The 13,867-nt window shown below is 37.8% G+C and carries 11 protein-coding genes; 8 read left to right on the top strand and 3 right to left on the bottom strand.

Annotated elements, in window-relative coordinates:
- Positions 1-32: 32 nt before the first annotated feature.
- Together ytrI and V7112_RS10120 are read right to left on the bottom strand one after the other, a co-directional pair.
- Positions 33-536: a sporulation membrane protein YtrI gene (gene ytrI / locus V7112_RS10125; protein ID WP_335418596.1), complete on the bottom strand. Its 504-nt coding sequence runs from the start codon at positions 534-536 to the stop codon at positions 33-35.
- Positions 536-874 (bottom strand): YtrH family sporulation protein, encoded by a 339-nt coding sequence (locus V7112_RS10120; RefSeq protein ID WP_335418593.1) that lies wholly within the window; start codon positions 872-874, stop codon positions 536-538. Before V7112_RS10120 ends, ytrI begins: the two co-directional genes overlap by 1 nt.
- Before the next feature lie 169 nt (positions 875-1,043).
- Between V7112_RS10120 and dnaE the strand changes: the two genes are divergently transcribed.
- The 8 genes from dnaE (at position 1,044) to V7112_RS10080 (ending at position 12,536) form a co-directional block, all read left to right on the top strand.
- Positions 1,044-4,406, top strand: coding sequence for a DNA polymerase III subunit alpha (gene dnaE / locus V7112_RS10115; protein ID WP_335418590.1), 3,363 nt, complete (start codon positions 1,044-1,046; stop codon positions 4,404-4,406).
- Between the two features lie 243 nt (positions 4,407-4,649).
- Entirely contained in the window at positions 4,650-5,879 is a 1,230-nt protein-coding gene (locus tag V7112_RS10110; protein WP_335418587.1) for an NAD(P)-dependent malic enzyme, read from the top strand.
- Between the two features lie 18 nt (positions 5,880-5,897).
- A complete protein-coding gene (locus V7112_RS10105) occupies positions 5,898-6,506 on the top strand; it encodes a FadR/GntR family transcriptional regulator (protein WP_335418585.1) in 609 nt (202 codons plus the stop codon).
- A 608-nt stretch (positions 6,507-7,114) separates the two neighbouring features.
- Complete coding sequence (gene accD / locus V7112_RS10100; protein WP_335418583.1) at positions 7,115-7,978, top strand: acetyl-CoA carboxylase, carboxyltransferase subunit beta; 864 nt, start codon at positions 7,115-7,117, stop codon at positions 7,976-7,978.
- Positions 7,972-8,952 (top strand): acetyl-CoA carboxylase carboxyl transferase subunit alpha, encoded by a 981-nt coding sequence (accA, locus tag V7112_RS10095; protein ID WP_335418578.1) that lies wholly within the window; start codon positions 7,972-7,974, stop codon positions 8,950-8,952. Before accD ends, accA begins: the two co-directional genes overlap by 7 nt.
- 286 nt (positions 8,953-9,238) lie before the next feature.
- Positions 9,239-10,198: a 6-phosphofructokinase gene (gene pfkA / locus V7112_RS10090; RefSeq protein ID WP_335418575.1), complete on the top strand. Its 960-nt coding sequence runs from the start codon at positions 9,239-9,241 to the stop codon at positions 10,196-10,198.
- A gap of 80 nt (positions 10,199-10,278) precedes the next feature.
- Positions 10,279-12,039, top strand: coding sequence for a pyruvate kinase (pyk, locus tag V7112_RS10085; RefSeq protein ID WP_335418570.1), 1,761 nt, complete (start codon positions 10,279-10,281; stop codon positions 12,037-12,039).
- A 104-nt stretch (positions 12,040-12,143) separates the two neighbouring features.
- On the top strand, positions 12,144-12,536 hold the full coding sequence (locus V7112_RS10080) for an FxsA family protein (protein WP_335418567.1): 393 nt from the start codon (positions 12,144-12,146) through the stop codon (positions 12,534-12,536).
- 46 nt (positions 12,537-12,582) lie between these two features.
- On the opposite strand, the gene ytvI is transcribed toward V7112_RS10080, so the two are convergent.
- A complete protein-coding gene (gene ytvI / locus V7112_RS10075) occupies positions 12,583-13,698 on the bottom strand; it encodes a sporulation integral membrane protein YtvI (RefSeq protein WP_335418564.1) in 1,116 nt (371 codons plus the stop codon).
- Positions 13,699-13,867: the final 169 nt, after the last annotated feature.

The following is a 13,867-nucleotide window of genomic DNA, read 5'->3' as shown; positions in this document are numbered from 1 at the left end:
CAATTGGGGTGCAGTTCATAAAGGAGGCTTAGTTATTTAACAAGTTCTATATTTAGTGTAATTTCAAGTGTTGTATCAAAAAAGACAGTATGAATTTTGAGCCTATATGTTTTATCGTCCAATTCGAAAACCTGATTCTCGATTGTTCTAAAAAGAAGCTCTTTGTTTTTCGACACTGTCTGAATATCCTGTCCAATTAAGGAGTTTAGATCCTCGATTACAGCAGTTTTCATATGATGCAGATTGAGTGAACTAAGGTCAAATTTCTTTTTATTTGTAAAATCTACATTAAAGTCCTGAATTTTGAGCTTGTTTTTGTTTACTTCATTTAACTTTTTCACGTCTTCAATAAGGATATCCTTACTTTTTTTTAATTCTTTAATTTCATCTTTTTGTTCCGTTATTTTTTGAATCTGTTTATCTTGTAACACCCCAAATTGAAACAGAAACACAATCCAGCTTATTAAGGCACCAATTACAATGCCTGCCAAAAATCGTTGCCACCCGGGTTTTTGATGATAGGGAGGAACTCTCATTAGGTAATATGCTCCTGTGTAAACCACTCAATAATTCTCCAGCCGAATTGTGCTCCTCCCATAGCGGATACAATTAAAAGAAATTGTTTAAAGACATCTTTTGTTTGTCCAAGAAAAATACCCTTTTCAAAGCTGTAAAAGGTATCGAACGTGCCACCAATTGCAGCAACAAGTGCCCAAATTTTCAGCTTGCTTGCTACTGAATAGATTTCGGATAGAGGTGCTTGACCCGAAATAAAAGCACCCAATCCGCCAATTAGTGATCCACCTAATAGGACCCCAAGGGCAATAAAGAAACTATGGATAAATGCAGGCATAAAAGCATCTTTTACTTCCATTTGGACACCTCATTTTGAATTGTTATGATTGACGAAGCCTTTTACTATATGTATATGGACAAACATTAGCCAGTATGACCGGTATGAGTTTTGTTTTGCTTGTTTCGTAAATAGGACTATAATTGAAGTATTGAATAGAACGAAATATAAATGAAAAGGTGTGATTTCGTTGCCTTTTGTTCATCTTCAGGTTCAAAGCGCCTACAGCCTCTTATCTAGTGCAGCAAAAGTTGAAGCTTTGGTTGAAAAAGCAAGCAACCTTGGGCTTAAGGCATTGGCGTTAACCGATGAAAACGTAATGTACGGCGCAATAGCCTTTTATAAAGAATGCAGGAAACGTGGAATCAAGCCAATTATAGGCATGACTGCTTCGGTGTTGTCGGAAGAAGACCATACCGCTTATCCAGTAATATTACTTGCGAAAAATAACAAAGGATATCAAAATCTATTAAAAATTAGCAGTGCCATTCAAACAAAATCAAAGGATGGGATCCCTAGAAGATGGTTAACCCAATATCGTGAGGGATTAATTGGTATATCACCAGGTCTTAAAGGGGACATTGAGCAATGTTTAATGAGTGGGAATTACGCGGAAGCCAAAAATAGAGCTATTTCCTACAAACAAATCTTTGAACAAGAAAGCTTTTATTTTTCCGTACAAGACCATAGCTTGCGAGAAAATGTTGAGATTAACAATCAGTTATTCAAAATGGGTGAAGAGCTGCAAGTACCTTTGGTTGCCACCAACAATGTTCAATACATAGAGCGAGATGATTCATTTGCTCACGAATGCTTATTATCGATTAAAAATGGGACTAAGCTCTCAGATGAAGATCGAGTCATTCTGCCGAGCAAGGAATACTATTTTAAGTCTCCAACACAAATGACCGAGCTTTTTTCTGAAACTCCAGGGGTTCTTGAAAATACAATACACATTGCAAATCAATGTAATGTTGAAATTGAATTAGGTAAATTTGTATTACCGAAGTATCCAGTTCCAGGTCATGAATCTGCGGAGGAGTACTTGTCGCGAATTTGTCTGAAAGGACTGCGTGAAAGGTATCAAGACCCAACTGATGAACAGTTCGATCGACTTCAGTATGAGCTTCAAGTCATCAAAAAAATGAATTTTAATGATTATTTTTTAATCGTTTGGGACTTTATGAAATTTGCCCATGAGAACGGAATTTTGACGGGGCCAGGAAGGGGTTCAGCAGCGGGTTCATTAGTCGCATATGTTCTATATATTACGGATGTTGACCCACTGGAACATCAATTATTATTTGAACGCTTCTTAAACCCTGAAAGAATATCAATGCCTGATATTGATATTGACTTTCCGGATAACCGACGCGATGAAATGATTGAATATGTTTCGAAAAAATACGGTAGACTTCATGTCGCGCAAATTATTACTTTTGGAACATTGGCGGCAAGAGCAGCACTTCGGGATGTTGGAAGAGTAATGGGGATTTCTCCCAAAGAAGCCGATTTTCTTTCAAAACAAGTACCTAGTAAGCTTGGAATTACACTACAACAAGCGTATGAAGAATCGCAAGGATTACGGGATTATATTCAAAATATTGAAATCGGGCGCAAAATCTTTGAAACAGCGAAAAAAATAGAAGGTCTTCCAAGACACACTTCCACACATGCTGCTGGAGTTGTTATCAGTGAACAGCCATTGACAGATTTAATTGCCATTCAAGAGGGGCATAATGACGTATATTTAACACAATTCCCAATGGATATACTCGAGGAAATCGGCCTTTTAAAGATGGACTTTCTTGGACTTCGAAATTTGACGCTTATCGATAATATCGCGTCCATGATCAAACGTGGCACAGGAAAGAGTATTGACCTTTCGACAATTCCATTAGACGATCAAAAAACTTTTGCTTTGTTAAGTAAAGGAGATACAACAGGGGTTTTCCAGCTTGAGTCAAGTGGAATGAGGAGTGTTTTAGTAAGGCTACAACCGAATGTACTTGAAGACATCGTGGCTGTAAATGCTTTATACAGACCTGGTCCAATGGAAAATATCCCATTGTATATTGCACGAAAACATAAAAAGGAAGAAGTTCAATACCCGCATCCTGACCTTAAACCGATTCTAAAAATGACATATGGCGTTATTGTGTATCAGGAGCAAATTATGCAGATTGCTTCAAAAATGGCTGGATTTAGTCTTGGTGAGGCTGACCTTTTAAGAAGGGCTGTAAGTAAAAAGAAAAAAGAGGTTCTTGATAAGGAGCGACAGCATTTTGTGCAGGGTAGTTTAAGCAAGGGCTATACCGAAAAAACAGCTAATGAGATTTACGACTTAATTGTTAGATTTGCTAATTATGGTTTTAATCGCAGCCATGCCGTTGCCTATAGCATGATTGCTTATCAGCTTGCCTATTTAAAAGCAAACTATCCACTTTATTTTATGGCTGCATTACTCACAAGTGTCATTGGTAACGATGACAAGCTAGGACAATATGTTCGTGAATCAAAACAAATGGGGATTACCATATTGCCCCCATCTATTAATAAAAGCTATTATCCATTTATAGTAGAGAAAAAGGCAATTCGATATAGTTTGGCAGGTATAAAAAGCGTGGGGGTTGCCGCACTAAAGGATATTATCGAAACAAGGAAGGTTAAGCTATTTTCAGACCTATTTGATTTCTGTGTCAGAACCTCAATAAAAAGTATTAACCGTCGTACATTAGAAGCGTTAGTTAACTCAGGCGCCTTTGATGAATTTGGGGAACATCGGGCAACTCTGTTAGCAACTTTAGACGTTGCACTCGAACACGCTGAACTTGTTCGACCTAAGAATGATGAAAATCAATTTGAGATGTTTTTTGAGGATGATTTTGGGCTTAAACCTAAATATGTTGAAGTTGAACCATTTAAGGAAATGGAAAAGCTCCACTTTGAAAAAGAAGCGCTCGGTTTTTATTTATCAAGTCATCCAATTACATCCTATTCGACATATTTAAAGAAAAACGGTGCGATAGGGATTTCAGAGGCTTCCTTTTATTTGCAACAAAATGTTGTGATAGGTGGTTTCATCACAAAAGAGAGGGCGATACGCACAAAAAAAGGTGAAGTAATGGCATTTTTGACAATTAGTGATGAAACAGGTGAATTAGAGGGAGTTGCCTTTCCTAGAACTTATACTCAGGCAGCAAAGCTTTTAAAAAATGATGCCTTATTATTACTAAAGGGGAAGATTGAAAGTCGGAATAATCAACTACAGCTAATTGTCAATCAAGTCAGGGCCTTGCCTGATAAAGAGGATTTGCCAGAAGAAGAAAAGAAACTGTTTGTCAGGATGGATAAAAGTCATCAAGAAGATCAAGTTTTTATCGATTTAAAAGATTTGTTAAAAGATTACCCAGGGGAAACGCCGGTTGTCCTATATTACCAGGAATCGCAAAAAACAATCCAGCTTCAACAAGAACTTTGGGTCAGTCCTAATCCAAAATTTTTAACCGAAATTAATAAATTAATGGGTCCACAAAATGTAGTGTTCCACTAACAAACTCTTTACAGGAACAGCATTTATGTTATATTGTAATAGAAAAGGTGAGTGGTCATACCACTTAGCTTTAGGCCCACACGATGTGGGTCACAAAGGCGTCGCCACAGGACGTGGCGTTCTTAGTCTTTGATCCTTATTTCTATTTTACTAGTTTTCATGAAGAATGTTGGACAAGACTTCAACTGGTGCCAGATTTATGGGTACTAAGTTTTCTTTATAACAAGGAGTGAAAAAAAGGTAATGACTCTAAGAGAAGAAGCTCTACATATTCATCAAATTCATAAGGGAAAGCTTGAATCAAAATCAAAAATTCCAGTAAGAAATGCAAAGGATCTAAGTTTAGCGTATTCACCAGGTGTGGCAGAACCATGTAAAGTAATTTACGATGATAAGTCCAAAGTGTATGAATACACAATGAAGGGGAATATGGTAGCTGTTGTTTCGGATGGGACAGCAGTGCTTGGCTTAGGGAACATTGGTCCAGAAGCTGCTCTTCCTGTTATGGAAGGAAAGGCAGTACTGTTTAAGAGCTTTGCAGGTGTAGATGCATTTCCAATTTGTTTAAACACAACAGATATTGACAAGATTGTGGAAACTGTAAAATTATTAGAGCCTACTTTTGGTGGAGTCAACTTAGAGGATATCGCAGCTCCGAATTGCTTTGTTATTGAGGAGCGTCTTAAAAAAGAAGCTAATATTCCGGTTTTTCACGATGACCAACACGGTACTGCAATCGTTACAGTAGCAGGACTAGTGAATGCATTAAAGCTTGTTGGTAAGAAAATGTCAGAAATAAAAGTTGTTGCAAACGGAGCAGGTGCTGCCGGTATTGCAATTATAAAGCTCTTATATCGCTATGGGGTCCGCGACATTATTATGAGTGACTCTAGAGGTGCTATTTATGAGGGGCGTACCTTTGGTATGAATGATGTGAAGGCGGAAGTAGCAAAATATACCAATCGTAATCGCCTGGAAGGTTCTCTTGCAGATGTCCTTCAGGATGCAGATGTATTTATCGGTGTATCTGTTGAGGGTGCTCTCACAGCAGATATGGTAAAGACGATGAACCAGGACCCAATTATTTTTGCTATGGCAAATCCTAATCCTGAAATCATGCCTGAAGTGGCATTGGAAGCAGGTGCTAAGGTTGTTGGGACAGGTAGATCTGATTTTCCAAACCAAGTTAACAACGTGCTTGCATTCCCAGGTATTTTTAGAGGGGCTTTAGATGCTCGTGCTACTCATATTAACGAACAAATGAAAATTGCGGCAGTAGAAGCAATTGCGTCATTGATATCTTCTGAGGAGCTTCGTCCTGATTATGTCATTCCTGCTCCATTTGACCCGCGTGTTGCTCCTGCAGTAGCAGCAAGTGTGGCAAAGGCAGCAATGGAAACAGGGGTTGCAAGAATCACTGTTAATCCGGAAGAAGTTGCTGAGAAGACACGCCGTTTAGCCATAATAGAATAATTGAATGGGTGTGAAAATGTGACAGCCCATAATTCTAAGGTTTACATTGAGATCGTCAAACAAATTAGGTCCATCATTCAAGATGATGGACTTTCCACTGGTGATAAAATTCCTTCTGAACGAGAACTTTCTGATCGTCTTAATGTAGGACGGTCATCTGTAAGAGAGGCATTAAGGTCGCTTGAATTATTAGGGCTAATTGAGACAAGAAGAGGCGAAGGTACGTTTTTAAAGGACTTTGGTGATCACCAGTTGATCCATTTACTGGCTACCTTTATCATCCAAGGAAATAAAACAAAAGTTGATCTACTCGAAACAAAACATACACTTGAAAAATCATGTATCGAATTAGTATGTAATAAAAAGAACAACCAGATGATCACAGAATTAAAAAGGACACTTTGGGATGCCAATGATCCCGAAGAATTTCTCTTTAAAACAATTGTCGAAGCAACTGGAAATCGCCTTTTACTGCGAATTTGGATAGTGATTAATGAATATGTGAAGTTTATTTATGAGGATCAAACTCATCTCATAAACAAAAATGCTTTCAATGAGTTAGTTGACGCTCTTAGTAAAAGTGACAAGGCAAAAGCTTTATCTGCCTATGAAAAAATAATTATGTAGGAATTTGTCGTGTTTTTATTTACATATTCCTACAAAAAATAAAGAAGACATTCAGTAAAGTATAAGTACATGCTTTTTTGGCAACGAAGGAAGATAGAGATTTTCCTTTTTTTCGTTACACAGCTTTTTTAAAAAAGGCTCATTTCTAAAAGATTGTTGCTATTGGATAAAACAAAACTATTGATTGAAGCGGAAGGTGGCGACTCCAGCGGGAAAAGCGTGAGACTTGAGACCCCGCAGGAGCGATTAGCGACTTGTCTAGCTTCAGCGGCAAGAAACTCGAGAAATTTCAACTCCTCCTACAGAGGCAAAATACGCCTCTTTGTCGGAGTCTCCAATTTCCTCGTTTCTAATCGAGCCGCTTAACGCATTTCGTTGAGGAGGCTCAAGCCACGCCCGTGGAAAGCGTCCACCTCCTCGAAAATGCATTCGCATTTTCTTCGTGCGGTGCAAATTCAAGGAAGAACTTTCAAAATGTAGCGGAAATCAATTGTATTAAAAACAGCAATGTTTGCGAAAACAGCCTTAAAAAAATACTAATCATTAAAAGATGTAAATAAACTTAAGTCGAAAAAGCCATTCCATTGAAATGTGTGAGGAGGTTTATTTTGTTAAAAGACTTTTTTGTAAAAAAGAAGAAATATGCTTCAATTCCATCAGAGCAGGCAAGGCAAGATGTTCCAGAGGGAATTATGAGCAAATGTCCAAACTGTAAAAAAATCATGTATACAAAGGAATTAATGAAAAACGATAAGGTATGTATGAACTGTGGATACCATTATCAAATGACTGCTTATGAAAGAGTAGAGAGCTTACTTGATGAAGGATCCTTCGTTGAGTTCGACCAGTCAATGGTATCTGAAAATCCACTTGGATTCCCGAATTATCTTGAAAAGCTGAAGAAAGACCAAGATAAAACCGGTATTAATGAAGCCGTAGTAACTGGTGAAGGTACAATTGATGGTAATCGAATTATTTTAGCGATAATGGATTCAAGCTTCCGAATGGGAAGTATGGGTTCTGTAGTCGGTGAAAAAATTACAAGAGCGATTGAAAAGGCAATGGAAGAAAAAGTGCCATTTCTCATTTTCACTGCTTCTGGTGGAGCAAGGATGCAAGAAGGTGTACTTAGTTTAATGCAAATGGCAAAAACTAGTTCAGCATTAAAGCTTTTTAGTGATCAAGGCGGTCTGATTATTTCGATTATGACTCACCCAACTACAGGTGGAGTATCTGCAAGCTTTGCATCATTAGGAGACTTTAATTTTGCGGAACCGGGTGCCTTAATTGGTTTCGCTGGTAGAAGGATTATCGAGCAAACCATCCGTGAAGAACTTCCAGAAGATTTCCAAACAGCTGAGTTTCTATTAAAACACGGTCAATTGGATGCTGTAATCCACCGTCATGATTTAAAAGATACATTGGCAAATATCGTAGACATTCATATGAACGGGGGTGCGGTTAATTGGTAGGTGAACTAGAATTTGAGAAACCAGTCGTGGAATTGAAGAAAAAGATTTCCGAGCTAAAAGAATTTACAAGTGATTCGAATGTTGATCTTTCTGATGAAATTTCAAAGCTTGAAACAAGGCTTCAAAAACTGGAGAACGATATCTATAGTCATTTGAAACCGTGGGATCGTGTACAAATTGCCCGTCATCCTGAAAGACCAACAACCCTTGATTATATTGACCGTATTTTTACGAACTTTTTCGAGTGTCATGGTGACCGCTTTTATGGAGACGATGCTGCCATTGTTAGTGGTATTGCTAAATATCATGGTTTAGCTGTTACCGTTATAGGTCATCAACGTGGTAAGGATACGAAAGAGAATATTAGAAGAAACTTTGGTATGCCACACCCTGAAGGATATCGCAAGGCACTTCGCTTAATGAAGCAGGCAGAAAAATTTAACCGTCCAATTATTTGCTTCATTGATACAAAGGGTGCGTATCCAGGTAAAGCAGCAGAAGAACGTGGCCAAAGTGAAGCAATTGCAAAAAACCTTTTTGAAATGGCAAGCCTAACTGTTCCTGTCATTTGTATCGTTATCGGAGAAGGTGGAAGTGGTGGGGCTCTTGCACTAGGTGTTGGAAACTATATTCACATGCTCGAAAACTCAACTTATTCGGTTATTTCACCTGAAGGTGCTGCTGCGTTACTATGGAAAGATGCAGGACTTGCGAAAAAAGCTGCTGAGTCTATGAAAATTACTGCACCAGACTTAAAAGAACTTGGGGTAGTAGATGAAATCATCCCTGAGGTAAGGGGCGGCGCTCATAAGGATGTTGCAGAACAAGCAGCTTTTATTGATACAATTCTCTTACAATCATTAAAAGAATTGCGCAAATTAAACAACGATGAGTTAATTCAGCAACGCTATCAAAAATATAAAAAGATAGGTCAATTTAAAATAGCTGAAGAAGAGTATATCGGAGTTCAGTAAAAAAGTAAGCGTGCATCTAACACAAGTTTAGGGCACGTTTTACTTTGTTTATCTACAAAAATTGGAAACAAGAATATTCTATTATGCAGGATGTCCATTCCTATATTTCCCTCTGTTTCAAATACCTTTTACATTTTGATGCGTTTTCACACATTTTTCAAAAATTATTACGATGTCATAACTTGTTTTACTTATATATTAGTGTTATTTTATACATATTGCGAAAGAATAGTATAAGCTAATAAATAAACTAATTCACGACTAATTTTTACATAGAGGTGGAAAAATGAAAAGAATAGGTGTGTTAACTAGTGGTGGAGATTCTCCTGGAATGAACGCTGCGATTCGTGCTGTTGTACGTAAAGCAATCTATCACGATGTTGAAGTATATGGAATTTATCAGGGATATGCTGGGCTGATAAGTGGCCAGATTAAAAAATTAGAAATTGGAGATGTCGGTGATATCATTCATCGCGGCGGTACAATGCTTTATACAGCACGATGTGTGGAATTCAAGACAGAAGAAGGTCGTAAACAGGGAATTGAACAACTGAAAAAATTAGGTATCGAAGGTTTAGTTGTAATCGGTGGTGACGGTTCATACCGTGGTGCCCAAAAATTAACAGAGCTTGGTTTCCCATGTGTTGGTGTTCCAGGTACAATCGACAACGATATCCCTGGTACTGATTTCACAATTGGTTTTGATACTGCACTTAATACCGTAATTGATGCAATCGATAAAATTAGAGACACTGCAACTTCTCATGAACGTACATATGTAATTGAAGTAATGGGTAGACATGCTGGTGATCTCGCATTATGGGCTGGATTGGCTGGCGGTGCTGAAACAATCTTAATTCCAGAAGCAGATCACGACATGAATGAGGTTGTCGCAAAGCTTAACCGTGGCCATGACCGTGGAAAGAAACATAGTATTATTGTTGTCGCTGAAGGTGTAGGTAGCGGTGTAGAAATTGGGAAGAAAATACAAGAAGCAACAAGTTTTGAAACAAGAGTGAGTGTGCTTGGACATATTCAACGTGGTGGTTCTCCAACTGCAACAGACAGAGTATTAGCTAGCCGTTTAGGAGCTAAAGCTGTTGAGTTGTTACTAGAAGGAAAAGGTGGAAGAGCTGTCGGAATCCAACAGAACCAATTAGTAGATCACGATATTATGGAAATCTTAGATCGTAAACATACAGTTGACGAAAAAATGTATAATCTGGCGCAAGAACTATCAATTTAGTAATAACTTCGGTATAATTCATTGTGGAAGTGTTCGTAATCGCTCTGTTTGAACAAGCGATTATAGAGGAGGAAAATGTAATGAGAAAAACAAAAATAGTATGTACAATAGGACCAGCAAGTGAAAGTATTGAAAAGCTTGTTGCATTAGCTAATGCTGGAATGAACGTAGCAAGATTAAATTTTTCACATGGTGACTTTGAAGAGCATGGCGCGCGTATTCAGAATATCCGTGAAGCCTCTAAAATAACTGGCAAACATATTGCAATCTTATTAGATACAAAAGGCCCAGAAATCCGTACGAATACAATGGAAAATGGTGCAATTGAATTAGTAGAAGGGTCCAACATCACAATTTCAATGGAAGAAGTCGTTGGAACACCAGAAAAATTCTCGATTACATACCCGGGTCTTATCGAGGATGTACACCCAGGATCCAAAGTTCTATTAGATGACGGATTAATCGGACTAGAAGTAGTAGAAATCAATCAACAGAAGCGTGAAATTCTAACAAAAGTATTAAACAGTGGAACATTAAAAAATAAAAAAGGTGTAAACGTACCGGGTGTTAGTGTGAATCTACCAGGTATGACTGAAAAAGATGCAAAAGACATTGTTTTTGGTATCCAACAAGATGTTGATTTTATCGCAGCATCATTCGTTCGTCGTGCTTCAGACGTATTAGAAATTAGAGAATTACTGGAAGAAAATAATGGTGAAGCCATTCAAATCATCCCTAAGATTGAAAACCAAGAGGGTGTCGATAACATCGAGGAAATCCTTGAAGTATCTGATGGACTTATGGTTGCACGTGGTGACTTAGGAGTTGAAATTCCAGCTGAGGAAGTTCCACTCGTTCAAAAGGAATTAATTAAAAAATGTAATGCCGCTGGTAAACCAGTAATTACAGCAACTCAGATGCTAGACTCCATGCAACGTAATCCTAGACCGACTCGTGCAGAAGCTAGTGACGTTGCAAATGCGATTTTTGATGGTACAGATGCGATTATGTTATCTGGTGAAACAGCTGCAGGATCATATCCAGTTGAAGCTGTACAAACAATGCACAATATTGCGTCTCGTGCGGAAGATGCATTAATTCATCGCGAAATTTTATCTCAACGTAGCAAAATTTCCGGTATTACGATTACTGATGCGATTGGTCAATCAGTTGCCCATACTGCACTTAACCTAGATGCCTCTGCAATTGTTACACCTACAGAAAGCGGACATACTGCAAGAATGATTTCAAAATACCGTCCAAAGGCACCAATCATTGCTGTAACAGCAAGTGATTCAACAACCAGAAAGCTTTCACTTGTTTGGGGTGTATACGCGCAAACAGGAAACGTGGCAAAATCAACAGACGAAATGCTTGAAAACTCAGTTGATGTAGCATTAAGTACTGGTATTATCAAACCTGGTGATTTAGTTGTCATTACGGCTGGTGTACCAGTTGGAGAATGTGGTACCACTAATATCATGAAGATTCATGTTGTTGGCAACACGATTGTAAATGGACAAGGTATCGGTAGAAAATCAGCTTTTGGAAAAGTAGTAGTAGCTCATACTAGTGAAGAAGCTGAAGCAAAAATGTATGATGGCGCAATCCTTGTAACACCTGCAACTGACCGTGACATGGTAAAATACGTAGAACAAGCTTCTGCCTTAATTACGGAAGAAGGCGGTCTAACTAGCCATGCAGCTGTAGTAGGATTAAGTCTTGGAATTCCTGTTATTGTTGGTGTTGAAAATGCAACAACATTACTAAAGGATGGACAGGATATTACGGTCGATTCAGCTCGTGGAGTAATATACGAAGGACATGCGAATGTTCTATAAAAAGAGAGAAGGGAAACCTTCTCTTTTTTCTTTATGAGGGACTACTTTTTTGAGAAAATGAAACGTATAATAGAGGAAAAGCCTTGATCTTTGAGGAGGATCGTATGAGATTTTTACTAGCGTTAATTATTATTGTACCGGCTATAGAAATAAGTGTCCTTATATTTTCAGGAAAGACGCTTGGAATTCCAATGACTTTATTAATCATTATTCTTACGGGAGTGCTGGGAGCGTGGCTTGCAAAGAAACAGGGGCTAGAAACTATTAGACGTGCAAGACAACAGATGGACCATGGTCAGGTACCTGGTGAAGCGATCATGGATGGAATATGTATTCTAATCGGTGCTATCTTACTTTTAACACCCGGCTATGTTAGCGACTTGATGGGATTGCTGCTTCTCCTACCGGTAACCCGAAATTTTATTAAACCGGTTATCGCGAAATGGATTAGAAGTAGGATTGATAGAGGACAATTTACCGTAATACGTCGTTGGTGATGAAGTGAGAAAAAGCCATTGCGGTTGTGAGCAGTGGCTTTTTTCTTTATGCTTCTTTTCCGACAATAAAGCTCCATAAATCATGAAATACACCGGTTGTATATAAGGTCCTAATGATTACTAAAATGACAGGACCAATTATCAGTCCAATGAACCCGAATAATTGAAACCCAACAAAAAGGGATATCAAGGTTGCCAATGGATCAAGTCCAATACTGGATGAAATAACCTTTGGCTCCATAACTTGACGCTGTACGATTACCACAATATATAAAATACCTAGTCCGATTGCTAGTGGGATATCCCCACTAAAAGCGGAGTATATAATCCACGGTACAAAGATGAGCCCTGTTCCTAAATACGGAAGAAGGTCAACAAGCCCTATTAACAATGCGATTGTAATAGCATAATCTACTCGTAAAATTAATAACCCAACCAATACTATTCCTGCAGTAATTGAAATCAGGGTTGCTTGAGCTTTTATAAATCCAAATAACGCTTTCTTTAACTCTACAAACACAGATTTTCCACTCGTTCTAGCTTTAACAGGGATAAACTTTCGCCCCATAATGATGAATTTATTCCAATCCTTGCTTATGAAAAATGTTGCTAACAGTGAGAATACAATTACAGTTGCTGCATTTGGCAACCAACCAAGAAATTTTGGGATGTTTTCTAAGAACGCTTTTAGAAACTCTCCGACATTCGTTGCGATTGTTGTACCAACATTGCTTACATTATCCATTATGGTTTGTTGTTGGCCTTGCTCTAAATTATCAAACATACTTGATAATCTTTCATATAACGGAATAATTTGCCCAACTATTAAATCTTCAAAATAAACCACTAGCTTTTCGAAATGCTGTGGAACCTCTTTTGCCAAATAGTTTGCACCTGAAATGATTTCCGCAATTAATAATGTAAGGAATCCGGTGACAACCCCAAACACAATGAAGATTCCTATAAATACAGATAATCCTCGAGGCATCCTTCCTTTACGTTCTAAAAAATTTACTAGCGGGTTAATAAGGAAAGCTATTAATAAAGCAAAAATAAATGGATAGGTAAGTCTAAACAGATAATAAAATATGACGAAACCAATAACTATTAATGCCAATACTAAAAGAAACCGAAGAAAACCGTACACATAGTTAATGTTCAAACTTTTTCCTCCCTAGGTAATTGTTACATATTATTTTACAATCACTAAGAAAACTTTAAAAGTAAATTAGATGAAATGAATAATAAAGTTTCCAATTATGGAGAAAAAATTGTAGATATGATATTATACGTAAGAGTAAGTGAAAAATTTCGTGAACAAACTGCAAAAT

This window comes from Bacillus sp. JJ1566, from assembly GCF_036962685.1.
Taxonomy (GTDB): Bacteria; Bacillota; Bacilli; order Bacillales; family Bacillaceae_L; genus Ferdinandcohnia.
This window is presented reverse-complemented; position numbering and strand designations above follow the sequence as displayed.

Coding starts and splice junctions, on each gene's coding strand:
- ytrI (WP_335418596.1), bottom strand. CDS start 536: ATGAGAGTTCCTCCCTATCATCAAAAACCCGGGTGGCAACGATTTTTG.
- V7112_RS10120 (WP_335418593.1), bottom strand. CDS start 874: ATGGAAGTAAAAGATGCTTTTATGCCTGCATTTATCCATAGTTTCTTT.
- V7112_RS10110 (WP_335418587.1), top strand. CDS start 4,650: ATGACTCTAAGAGAAGAAGCTCTACATATTCATCAAATTCATAAGGGA.
- pfkA (WP_335418575.1), top strand. CDS start 9,239: ATGAAAAGAATAGGTGTGTTAACTAGTGGTGGAGATTCTCCTGGAATG.
- pyk (WP_335418570.1), top strand. CDS start 10,279: ATGAGAAAAACAAAAATAGTATGTACAATAGGACCAGCAAGTGAAAGT.
- V7112_RS10080 (WP_335418567.1), top strand. CDS start 12,144: ATGAGATTTTTACTAGCGTTAATTATTATTGTACCGGCTATAGAAATA.